11 protein-coding genes and 1 pseudogene are annotated in these 11311 nt (G+C 71.5%); 8 read left to right on the plus strand and 4 right to left on the minus strand.

Annotated elements, in window-relative coordinates:
* On the minus strand, positions 1 to 360 hold a 360-nt coding region (locus ACTHLI_RS07865; RefSeq protein ID WP_440182608.1), incomplete at its 3' end, for a hypothetical protein.
* A gap of 195 nt (positions 361 to 555) precedes the next feature.
* On the opposite strand from ACTHLI_RS07865, the pseudogene ACTHLI_RS07870 reads away from it, so the two are divergent.
* Positions 556 to 1095: pseudogene (locus ACTHLI_RS07870) on the plus strand (aldo/keto reductase); the annotation flags it as partial.
* A gap of 113 nt (positions 1096 to 1208) precedes the next feature.
* Positions 1209 to 1445 (plus strand): aldo/keto reductase, encoded by a 237-nt coding sequence (locus tag ACTHLI_RS07875; RefSeq protein WP_440182618.1) that lies wholly within the window; start codon positions 1209 to 1211, stop codon positions 1443 to 1445.
* A gap of 9 nt (positions 1446 to 1454) precedes the next feature.
* Here the strand turns inward: ACTHLI_RS07875 and ACTHLI_RS07880 are convergent, their stop codons facing one another.
* From ACTHLI_RS07880 to ACTHLI_RS07890, 3 genes are read right to left on the minus strand one after another with little or no spacing between them, the layout of a single operon-like run.
* On the minus strand, positions 1455 to 2504 hold the full coding sequence (locus tag ACTHLI_RS07880) for an alpha/beta fold hydrolase (protein WP_440182609.1): 1050 nt from the start codon (positions 2502 to 2504) through the stop codon (positions 1455 to 1457).
* 53 nt (positions 2505 to 2557) lie between these two features.
* Positions 2558 to 4255, minus strand: coding sequence for a monocarboxylate uptake permease MctP (gene mctP / locus ACTHLI_RS07885; protein ID WP_440182610.1), 1698 nt, complete (start codon positions 4253 to 4255; stop codon positions 2558 to 2560).
* Complete coding sequence (locus tag ACTHLI_RS07890) at positions 4255 to 4542, minus strand: DUF3311 domain-containing protein (protein ID WP_440182611.1); 288 nt, start codon at positions 4540 to 4542, stop codon at positions 4255 to 4257. The genes mctP and ACTHLI_RS07890 overlap by 1 nt, the downstream gene beginning before the upstream one ends.
* Before the next feature lie 165 nt (positions 4543 to 4707).
* On the opposite strand from ACTHLI_RS07890, the gene ACTHLI_RS07895 reads away from it, so the two are divergent.
* The 6 genes from ACTHLI_RS07895 to ACTHLI_RS07920 all read left to right on the plus strand — a co-directional run.
* Positions 4708 to 5721, plus strand: coding sequence for an AAA family ATPase (locus tag ACTHLI_RS07895; protein ID WP_440182612.1), 1014 nt, complete (start codon positions 4708 to 4710; stop codon positions 5719 to 5721).
* A gap of 305 nt (positions 5722 to 6026) precedes the next feature.
* Positions 6027 to 7022: a cupredoxin domain-containing protein gene (locus ACTHLI_RS07900; RefSeq protein ID WP_440182613.1), complete on the plus strand. Its 996-nt coding sequence runs from the start codon at positions 6027 to 6029 to the stop codon at positions 7020 to 7022.
* A 144-nt stretch (positions 7023 to 7166) separates the two neighbouring features.
* Positions 7167 to 8435 carry a M20/M25/M40 family metallo-hydrolase gene (locus ACTHLI_RS07905; RefSeq protein ID WP_440182614.1) on the plus strand — a complete coding sequence of 423 codons (1269 nt, stop codon included), beginning with the start codon at positions 7167 to 7169 and terminating at the stop codon, positions 8433 to 8435.
* Positions 8432 to 9214, plus strand: coding sequence for a FadR/GntR family transcriptional regulator (locus ACTHLI_RS07910; RefSeq protein ID WP_440182615.1), 783 nt, complete (start codon positions 8432 to 8434; stop codon positions 9212 to 9214). Before ACTHLI_RS07905 ends, ACTHLI_RS07910 begins: the two co-directional genes overlap by 4 nt.
* On the plus strand, positions 9214 to 10023 hold the full coding sequence (locus ACTHLI_RS07915; RefSeq protein ID WP_440182616.1) for an alpha/beta hydrolase: 810 nt from the start codon (positions 9214 to 9216) through the stop codon (positions 10021 to 10023). Before ACTHLI_RS07910 ends, ACTHLI_RS07915 begins: the two co-directional genes overlap by 1 nt.
* Positions 10020 to 11311: APC family permease (locus ACTHLI_RS07920; RefSeq protein ID WP_440182617.1), on the plus strand; the 1292-nt coding region annotated here is incomplete at its 3' end. The genes ACTHLI_RS07915 and ACTHLI_RS07920, both read left to right, overlap by 4 nt.

Here is an 11311-nt window from a genome sequence, read left to right on the forward strand (position 1 = left end):
GAGGCGGTCGACCAGCCAGTCGGCGGCCTGATCGGCGTCCTCGCGGCTCGGGCAGCGGGCGACGACCTCGCGGCCGCCCTTGCGGGAGAGACGCTCGACCGTCTCGACGATCGGGGCGGGATCGATCACGAAGAGGTCCGACGGCCAGGGGACGACCGCCTTCACCGCGCCCTTGCGGGTGTTGCAGGCGCGGTGCGCGAGCCGCTCCGGGACGGCCGCGCCCTTCTTCGGCTTCGCGCTCGTGACCGAGTCGACGCTCGGGCCGCGCGGGTCGTTGACGCTCATGTCCGGGTCGACCGGCTCGTCGCAGAGCCAGCAGCGCCAGCCGTCCCGGTCGCCGACCTCCTGCAGGGTGCTCACGCCCGCGACGCTACGCGGTCGACCGGGCAGCTCAGGACGGGCGGTGCAGGAGGCTCGCACCGGGCCGGCCCTAACCTCGCCGCATCGATCGCCTCCGGTCGCCGACGCGGCTGCGGGCGCAGGGAGGACCAGCACATGGAACGCATCGACCTCGGCGGACTCGACGTCTCGGCCCAGGGCCTCGGCTGCATGGGGATGAGCGAGTGGTACGGGCCCGCCGACTGGGACGAGTCGATCGCGACGATCCACCGTGCGCTCGAGCTCGGGGTCACGTTCCTCGACACCGCGAACGTGTACGGCGACGGCCACAACGAGGTGCTCGTGGGGCGCGCCATCGCCGGGCGCCGCGACGAGTTCCAGATCGCGACGAAGTTCGGCATCGACCGGACGGCGGGCGACGACCACCGGGTGCTCCGCGGGGAGCGCTCGTACGTGAAGCGGCAGGCGGAGTCGTCGCTGCTGCGCCTCGGCATCGAGACGATCGACCTGTACTACCTGCACCGCCCCGCGCAGAACGCCGAGATCGAGGAGACGGTCGGCGCCATGGCCGAGCTGATCCAGGAGGGGAAGATCCGGCACATCGGCCTCAGCGAGGTCGACGAGTCGCTGCTGCGCCGCGCGCATGCCGTGCACCCGGTCACCGCGGTGCAGAGCGAGTACTCGCTCTGGACCCGCGACGTCGAGGCGATCGCTCCGGCCATGGCCGAGCTCAGGATCGGACTCGTGCCCTACTCGCCGCTCGGGCGCGGGTTCCTCACCGGCACGGTCGACCGGCCACGTTCGACGCGAAGGACTTCCGGGCCCGCAACTCCCGGTTCACCGGCGACGCGTGGGAGGCGAACCAGGCGATCGCGGACCGCGTGCGCGCGGTCGCCGATCGGCTCGGCGCCGCGCCCGCGCAAGTCGCACTCGCGTGGGTGTCCGCGCAGCACGACCGCCTCGGGGTCCCTGTGGTGCCGATCCCCGGCACGAAGCGCGTGCACCGGCTCGAGCAGAACGTCGGCGCGCTCGACGTCGTCCTCGACCAGGCGGCGCTCGAGGAGCTCGACGGGATCGCCGACGCGGTGGTCGGCGCGCGGTACTGAGCGGCGCCGCTACCGGGTGGTGAGGTCCTCCGCCTCCGGGATCGGCTCATTGGCGAGGAACCGGCGGACGGCGTGGTTCACGAACGCGGCGTCCGCCGGGCTCGCACCGGCGCCGGCCGGGTGGCCCCACAGCGACGGGATCGGGAGGAAGGTCACGTTCGGGATGCTCCGCGCCTCCAGGCGGGCGTCGCCGACCGGGAAGTAGAGGTCGGTCTCGCCGGGCATCACGAGCACCGGTACGTCGATGGAAGCGAGCGCCGCCGCGGTGTCGCCGTCGAACCCGGGCGTCGTGCCGACGTCGTGCTGCTGCCAGGTGCGGCAGTGGAGGACGACGTCGTTCGCGTCCGCGCCGGGGAGGAAGTCGTCTCGGAACTCGGCCATCGTCGACTCGAACGTCGCCTCCGGGTCCGCCTCCCGCCACAGCTCGTCCCGCCACCACTGCTGTGAGTACAGCCAGGCCGCCCAGACGGTGCCGAACGCCTGGATGCCCGCGACGGGCTGCTGGGCGTACTCGCCGCCCGCGAAGGTGGGGTCGGCGAAGAGCGCCGCGAGCTGACCCTCGAGCCGGGCGACCCCGTGCGGGTAGCAGCGCGCGGTGCCGGCGAGCGCGACGACCCGGTCGACGAAGCCCGGCGCACTGACCGCGAGCTGGAACGCCTGCTGCGCACCCATCGAGAAGCCGACGACCGCGGCGAGGTGGTCGACGCCGAGCTCCTCAGTCAGCAGCCGCCGGATGAGCGCGACCGTGTCGCGGATCGTCGTGACCGGGAAGCGCGGGCCGTCGAACGGGGGAGGCGTGGTGCTGGGGGAGGAGGAGACCCCGTTGCCGAGGAGGTCCGTGGCGATGACGAACCACTCGGCGGGGTCGAGCGCGAGGCCCTCGCCGATGGGGAAGTCGTTGTCCGCCGACCCGGCCATGAAGTGCGACGGCACGAGCACCGCCCCGCGAGCCGCGTCCGGCGAGCCGAACGTGCGGTACGCGAGGCGCGCCTCCGGCAGCACGACACCCGACTCGGTCGAGAAGTCCTGGACGACGAAGAAGCGGGGGTCACCGGTCACGGAGGCAATCCTCCGCTCGCCCGGATGCGGGGGCGATGGCCGATCGATCGCGCCTACACCGGCGGCTGCGTGACGGGCGGCTGCGCCCTCGACGCCCGCGCCTCGATCGCGCCCACCTTCGGGTCGTGCTCGTCGGCGCCGTAGTCGCTCGGCATCGTCACGTCCGCGCCGGGGGTCACGTGCAGCGCCCGCAGCAGGAGGGTCAGCAGCACCGCGACGATCGCGTTCAGCACGAATGCGGTGATGCCGATGTACACCGGCGTGCCGAACAGGGGTGCCGGGGCGATCGAGCCTCCGAAGTGCGCGTGCGTCACGGGGTTCACGACCGAGTAGGCGGCGATCGTGCCGTAGACGATCCCGACCGCCCAGCCGGCCACGAGCGCCCACCGGTCGAACCAGCGGGTGTACAGGCCCGCGACGATCGCGGGGAACGTCTGGAGGATCCAGATGCCGCCGAGCAGCTGGAGGTTGATCGCCGACGACTGGTCCATGCCGATCACGAAGATCAGCGCGCCGAACTTCACGAGCAGCGAGACGAGCTTCGACACCCGGGCCTGGCTGGCCGCGTCCGCGTCCGGGCGGAAGAAGTCGCGGTAGACGTTCCGGGTGAAGAGGTTCGACGCGGCGATCGACATGATCGCCGCCGGCACGAGCGCGCCGACCGCGATCGCGGCCAGGGCGATGCCCGCGAACCAGGAGGGGAAGCTGTCGAGGAACAGCTGCGGCACGACCAGCTGCGGGTTCACAGCGCCGTTGACGTCGATCGGCTTCGTCCCTGCCTTGATCGCCACGAACCCGAGCAGGCACAGGAAGCCGAGCATGAGCGTGTAGAGCGGCAGCACGACCGCGTTGCGGCGGATCGTGTTCCGGCTCTTGGTCGCGAGCACGCCCGTGATCGAGTGCGGGTACATGAACAGCGCCATCGCGGAGCCGAGCGCCAGCGTCCAGTAGGCGTTGAAGCTCTGCGCGCCGGGGATCACCGCACCGGCCGGCAGGCCGGTAACGGGGTTCGGCGTGGCGAGCTTCTTGCCCGCCGCGGCGAAGATGCTGTCGAACCCGCCGAAGTGGATCGGCAGGTAGATGATCGCGACGATCACGGCCAGGTAGATCAGGAGGTCCTTCACCACCGCGATGAGCGCGGGCGCCCGGAGGCCCGCCGTGTAGGTGTAGGCCGCGAGCACGACGAACGCGATGATCAGCGGCAGGTCCTGCACGAACGGATTGCCGCCTCCGCCGATGCCGAGCACCGTGAGCACGGCCTTGATGCCGACGAGCTGCAGCGCGATGTACGGCATCGTCGCGACGATGCCGGTGACGGCGACGACGAGGGAGAGCGCCCGGCTGCCGTAGCGGCCGCCGACGAAGTCCGCCGGGGTGACGAAGCCGTGGCGGTGCGAGACGGACCAGAGCCGTCCCATGAGCAGGAACACGATCGGATAGAGCACGACCGTGTACGGCACGGCGAAGAAGCCGCTGACGGCCCCCGTCGCCCACATCGCGGCGGGCACCGCGATGAACGTGTACGCCGTGTAGAGGTCACCGCCGAGGAGGAACCAGGTGACCCAGCTGCCGAATCCGCGACCGCCGAGGCCCCACTCGTCGAGGGACTTCAGGCCGGCCGCCGACGGTGCACGCCGCCATCGGGCGGCCACGAAGCCGAGCACCGCGACGGCGACGAAGATCACGATCACCACCGTCAGCGCGACGCCCTCGACCGGGCGTGCGGGCGGGGCGGCCAGCACCGAGTGCATCACGACCGGGCCTCCCGCTCGGAAGCGGCACCGCCGGTGAGCGCCGCCCGTCGCCTGCGGTCCTCCGCCCGGAGGATGCGGTAGCAGATCAGCAGCAGCACGGCTTCGATGACGACCCAGAGCATCTGGTACCAGTAGAAGAACGGCAACCCGATGAACGAGGGCGCCTGCCGCGCGTAGATCGGGACGACCAGCGGCAGCACGATGCCCGCCGCCAGGATCACCGCGACCGCGATGTACGGACCCGGGCGGGCGGGCGCCCGCGTCGGTTCGTCCTGCTGGCTCATCGACGTCTCCTTCGACTTCGGATAGAGGACCTGCAGAACATGTTCAGGCTTCTTCCGTGGGAGATCCCCGAGGGTTCGACGTCAGAACCATTCCTGCGACCCGGTCGGGTGACCGGTCGCGGGCGAACACGCGCTCGCGTCGGGTCGCGCTCGTAGGCTTCGCCGGTGTCCCGACCCCGCAGCCCGCTGAGCGCCGCCCGACAGGTCGCAGCCGACCGCCTCCGGGAGCAGCTGCAGCGACCGGGCCTCGAGCGGGTGGAGGAGCTCGTGGGCGGGGTACTCGACCGGCCCGCGCCGGCGCGATCGCTGCCGGTGCTGCTCGCTGAGCTCGACGCGCTCGTCGGGCTCGACGACGTCAAGGAGCAGGTGCGCGGGCTCGTCGCCTTCCTCCAGGTGCAGGCGCAACGGAAGCGGCACGGCCTGCCGGAGGCGGCGACCAGTCAGCACCTCGTGTTCCTCGGCAACCCGGGCACGGGCAAGACGACCGTGGCGCGGCTGCTCGCCGAGATGTTCCGCGCGGTCGGCCTGCTCTCGAAGGGGCATCTCGTCGAGGTCGACCGCGCCGGGCTCGTGGGCCAATACGTCGGCTCGACCGCCATCAAGACCGACCGGGTGATCCGCCGCGCGCTCGACGGGGTGCTGTTCATCGACGAGGCGTACTCCCTCTCGCCGGAGGGGGAGGGCCGGATGGACTTCGGCCCGGAGGCGATCGAGGTCCTCCTGAAGCGCATGGAGGACCACCGCCACCGCCTCGTCGTCATCGTCGCCGGGTATCCGCGGCTGATGGAGCGGTTCCTGCTCTCGAACCCCGGCCTGCGGTCGCGGTTCGCGCGCGAGATCGACTTCCCCGACTACTCGACCGCGGAGCTCGAGGCGATCTTCGCCGCGATCGTCGTCGACCACCGGTACGCGCTCGCGCCAGGGGCGCAGGAGGTGCTGCACCGGGTGTTCGCGGGCATGCGGCGTGGTGAGGACTCCGGCAACGCCCGCTTCGCCCGCACCCTGTTCGAGCAGGCGATCAACCGGCAGGCGATGCGGCTCGCGGGTTCGGACCTCGACGCGGGCGCGCTCGACGCGGAGGCCGTGACGGTGCTCACCGCTGAGGACCTCGCCGGCGCCGCCCGGACGCTGGGGGAGGCGCCCCCTCCGGAATCGCGCTGGCGCCGCTGGCTCGGCTGAGCCCGTCATCGGTGCGCCCGGGCGAATTCCGGGTAGGCCTTTAGTCCGTACCAAGGTCGGCGCGCTCGACGCACCGTGAGCCGGTCCGAGCGGGACGCGCGGCGGGAGGGGAACCCGCGGGCGCGGCCCGAGTGCCCACCTGAACGCGAGGTCCTTCCGTGCGCCGTTTTCCAGCCGTCCGCTCGCCGCCCGGCCGCTCCCGCCGACCTCACCGCGGCTCCGCCGCCCCGCGCAGGTCGACGGCGCCACCCCACCCCTTCCCCGCGCCGGCATGCCCGGCGCCGACGACCAGAAAGGTCTGATCGATGACCACAACGACACCGGTCTCGTCGCAGCCCAAGTGGCTGCGACTGCTGACCGCCTTCGTCGCGGCGATCGCCGCGATCGTGCTGCCCCTGTCCGTGACCGGCGCAGCGCTCCCCACGTCGACGCATCATCCGAGGCACCACGCCACCACATGGAGCGTGCAGGTCGGCAACGAGTCGGCCGACAAGGCGATCCAGGGCATGCGGTACCTGCCGTCGAACATCTGGATCCACTCGGGCGACGCGGTCCGCTGGACCGCCGGCTCGACGGAGATCCACACCGTCACGTTCCTCGCGGCCCACCAGCAGCTGAAGCCGTTCGACCCGACGAACCCGCTCCAGACGACCAAGCAGGGCGGCGAGTGGTACCGCCCGGGCCACTACTTCAACTCCGGCGTGCTGACGACGGAGACGGGGCCGGTGCTCGGGATGACCACGGTCCGGGACTACCGGCTGTCGTTCGGGCGCCCGGGCACCTACACGTACTACTGCCTCGTCCACGGCGTCGCGATGCGGGGCACGATCCACGTCCGCCCGCGGTGGTCGCACCTGCCTTACACGCAGGCGCAGTACGACCGTCAGGCCGCGTGGCAGGGCAAGGCCGTCCTGGCTGACGGGTATCGGCTCTGGGCTGCGACGAAGCACCAGGCGAGCTCCCGCCGCGTGATCGAGGGCAACGATGACGGCACCGCGATGGTGATGCGCTTCGTGTACCCGACCGTCCGTGTCCGCCAGTGGCAGACCGTGACGTGGGCGAACATCGGGATGGGCGCGCCGCACACGGTGACCTTCGGGAAGGAGCCGGCGAACATCTTCGCGCCCGTCGGCAACCCGCGGTGGTTCCACGGCGGTCAGCTCAGCTCCGGCATCCAGGTGCCCGGGAGCACCTTCCGTGTCCGGTTCGTCAAGCCCGGCGTCTACCACTACATCTGCGCCCTGCACGACTCGATGGGCATGGTCGGCACCGTGATCGTCGTCCCACGGCATCACCACTGATCCGCATCGCCACGGGTCCCGCGTCCTCAGGGCGCGGGACCCGTGGTGTGCGTGCGCGGCATGCCCAGGACACCCCTTCCGCTCATGCCACGTCCCGCACTACAGTGCAAACCACCAACCGTTGGTTGTTTTGCAGGAGGTGCGATGGAGCGGCTCGACGCGGCGATCTCGGCGTTCGCGGAGGACGCGTTCGCGCAGCTCGAGGCCCTCGTCCGCGCCGACAGCACGGTCGGCAGGGAGCAGGAGGCGGAGGAGGTCCTCGCTGCAGCCCTCGAGGCCCTCGGCTTCACGGTCGAGCGGTTGCCGATCTCGGAGTCCATCGCCGACGATCCCCTCGCGGGCGTGCCGCAGACGTCCTACGCCGGGCGCTACGACCTCGTTGCGCGTCGGCGCGGCTCGGATCCCGCGGCCCCGACGCTCCTGCTGAACGGCCACATCGACGTTGTGCCCGTCGAGGACGCGGGAGGGTGGACCTCGCCGCCGTTCGAGCCCGTGCGGCGCGACGGCTGGCTCTACGGCCGCGGCGCCGGCGACATGAAGTGCGGTTTCGCGATGGGGCTGCTCGCCATCCGCGCCCTCGACGCGACGCGGCCCGGGTGGCAGCGCGGCGACCTCACCCTCGTCGCGGTCATCGAGGAGGAGTGCACGGGCAACGGCGCGCTCGCCTCCCTCCGGGCCGGCGTGACCGCCGACGCGGCGGTGCTGCTCGAACCGACCGAGCTCGAGCTGCTGCTCGCGGGCATCGCGATCGTCTGGATCGAGATCGTCATCGAGGGCCGCGCTGGGCATGCGGAGGCGTCGGCGCACGCCGTGAACCCGATCCTCGCGGCCGAGTCCGTGCTCGCCGGGCTCCGCCGGCTCGAAGCGCGCATGAACGACGACCGCCACGCGGATCCCGATCCGGTGTTCGCGGCCCTCGAGCGGCCCTACCTCGTGAACATCGGCCGCTTCGAGGCCGGCTCCTGGGCCTCGAGCGTCCCGGAGGCCGCCCGGATCGGTGTCCGCGTCGGGCACCCCGCCTCCTGGAGCCCGGAGGAGGCGCTCGAGCAGGTCCGCGCAGCGATCACGGACGCGACCCAGGGCGATCCGTGGCTCGCCGCGCACCCGCCCGCGCTGCGACTGAACGGCTACCGCGCCGAGCGGTACACCCAGGACCCCGCGCACCCGTTCGTGCAGCGCTTCGCGGCCGCGCATCAGGAGGTCCACGGCGACGCCCCGAAGGCGGTCGCGATCGGCGCGACGACCGACGCCCGCTACTACGTCAACCAGGGCGGCATCCCCGCCCTCGCCTACGGCCCGCGGGTCGTGAACATGCACGGCGTGGACGAGGGGGTGGAGCTCGCGAGCATCGTCGACGGCGCGAGGACCCTCGCCCGGTTCCTCGCCGACGAGCTGGGGGAGCGGACCCGATGAGCGACACCCGCAGGTCCGAGGTCGCCGCGCTGCGACCGCTGATCGCCGAGACCGCCGCGGCGCGGATCGCGGACCGATTCATCACCGCGTTCGCGCTCGGGCAGTTCGTCGTCGGCCAGAAGCTGCCCAGCCTGCCCGAGCTCGCCGCGATGCTCGAGGTCAGCCAGACCACCGTCCGGGAGGCGATCTCGCGGCTCGCGGCGCTCGGCTACGTGCGCGTGCAGCGCGGCCGAGCGGGCGGCACGTTCGTGCTCTCCCAATGGGGTCCGGCCTCCGACTCCGGCGTGCGCCGCGCGCTCGGCGAGAGCTGGGGGACGCTGCAGGAGACCCTCGACTTCCGCTCCCTCGTCGAGCAGCAGATCGCCCGCACCGCCGCGCAGCGGATCGTGCCGGAGGACGAGCCGCGCATCCGCCTGGCCGTCGAGGCGTACCGCGCGGCGGGCACCGACCGCAACGCCTCCCGGCTCGCGGACCTCGAGGTGCACCAGTCGATCGCCGCCGCGACGCACAACCGGCAGCTCGCCGAGCTGAGCATGCGGCTGCAGCACGAGGTCGGGCTCGGCTTCCACGGGGAGCCCTTCAGCGAGGACGTGCGCCGCCGGGCCGTCGAGCAGCACGCGGCGCTCGCCGGTGCGGTGCTCGACCGCGACCCGGACCGCGCCGCACGCCTCGCCCGCGAGCACTTCGCCCTCACCGAGGAGCTCCTCAACGAGCTCCACGACCGCACCACCTCCGGCACCACCCCCACCACCACCGCACCCCCGACCGAAGGAGCCTGATGCCCACCGCGAGTGTCAACGGCATCGACATCGACTACACCCTGGAAGGCGAGGGCGACCGCACCGTCGTGCTCGTCAACGGCCTCGCCGACGAGAAGGAGACCTGGGCCTACCAGACCCCCGCGCTCCTCGAGGCGGGCTACCGCGTCCTCACCTTCGACAACCGCGGCGTCGGCGCGACGTCGAAGCCCGCTGGGCCGTACACCTCCGAGCTGCTCGCCGACGACACCAAGGCGCTCGTGGACGAGCTCGGGATCCACGACTTCCACCTCATGGGCGTCTCCATGGGCGGGATGATCGTGCAGGAGTACGCGCTCAAGTACGGCGCCGACCTGAAGTCCGTGACGATGGCGTGCACCTACGCCGCGCCCGGTCCCTTCTGCTCGCGCATGTTCGCCTTCTGGGAGACCATCGCGCCCGTCATGGGCGTGCCGACCGTCATGCGGGACGTCACCCTGTGGGCGTTCACGCAGGACTTCTTCCGCACCCGCGGCGACGAGCTCGCCGAGTTCGAGACCGGCATGAAGTACATGAACATGCCGATCCCGGCCTATCTCGCGCAGCTCGCCGTCATCCAGCAGCACGACACGACGGACCGGATCGGCTCGCTGGCCGTGCCGTCCCTCGTGCTGGCGGGGGAGGAGGACGTCCTCATCCCGACCGCGCTCTCGCACGACCTGCACGAGCTCGTCCCCGGCTCCCAGTGGGCCACCACCGCCGGCGGCCACGGCTGCGTCTGGGAGCACCCCGACGCCTTCAACGCCGCCTTCATCTCGTTCCTCGACCGCATCGAAGGAGATGCCCGATGAGCACCACCATCCGCTCCGACAGCCCGGAGCCCACGAAGAAGCTCGGCGCGCTCGGCGTGCTGATGCCCGGCGTCGCGCAGATCGCGCCCGCGTTCAACCTGTTCTTCACCACGGCGGTGATGGCGTCGCTCGCCGGGCCGTCCGTACCGCTCGTGTTCCTGATCTCCATGGTCGGGATGCTCGCGACGGCGCTGAGCCTCGCGCAGTTCTCGAGCGTCTACCCGAGCGCCGGCTCGTTCGTCACGTACATCAGCCGGGCGCTCGGCGTCCGCGTCGCGACCGCCATCGGCGTGATCACGATCGTCGGCTACATGATCACGTTCGGCGGGATCTACATCTTCGCGGGGCAGTACATCGTCGCGAACGTGTTCGGCATCACCGCGACCGGCGCCGGCACGAACCTCCTGACCGTCCTGGTCACGCTCGTCTACGGGGTGATCGTCACCGTGCCGGTGATCATCGGGCTGCAGTTCGGCGTGCGCGTCACGGTCGTGCTGTACCTGATCGAGGTCGCGGTACTGCTCGTCATCAGCCTCGCGGTCGTGCTGCAGGGCGGAGCGGAGGGGCTCTCCTCCGCACCGTTCACGTGGCCGAGCGGGACCGAGGCGACGAACGTGTTCATCACCTTCGGGCTCGCCGTCGTCGCCTTCGGCGGGTTCGAGGCCTCCGCGCCGCTCGCGGAGGAGACCGACAACCCGAGGCGGAACGTGCCGATCGGGCTCGTGGGATCCGTGCTCATCAGCGGCTTCCTCTACGTGCTCGGCTCCTACGCGGTCATCTCCGCGTTCGGCGTCAGCAAGGTCGGCGACTTCGCGAAGGACCCGAACCCGTTCGCGACGGCGACCGTGCGGTTCCTCCACGTGTCCAGCGCCTTCGCGGTGCCGTTCCTGGTCGCGGTGTTCCTCGTCAGCCTCACCTCCTCCTACATCTCCGCGAACACGCAGACCGCGCGCGTGCTGTTCGCCGGCGCCCGCGGGCGGCTCTGGCCGGCCGCCCTCGACCGGCTGCACCCGCGGTTCGGCACGCCGTGGGTCGCGGCGATCGCGTTCGTCGTGCCCAGCCTCGTGCTCGGCTGCGTGATGCAGTTCGCGGACCCGGCGGAGGCGGGCAGCGTGCTGCCGACCCTCGGCATCTTCGGCGTCGTCGTCATGTACTTCGTGACGAACCTCGCCCTCGTCGTGCAGTTCTTCAAGCTGCGCCGCGCCGGTGTCGCGAAGAACCCGGTGCTGTGGATCGTGGTCCCGATCATCGGGATGCTCGTCCTGCTGATCCCGGTGTGGGGCAACCT

The sequence above is a fragment of the Amnibacterium sp. genome (assembly GCF_051956055.1).
Taxonomy (GTDB): domain Bacteria; phylum Actinomycetota; class Actinomycetes; order Actinomycetales; family Microbacteriaceae; genus Amnibacterium.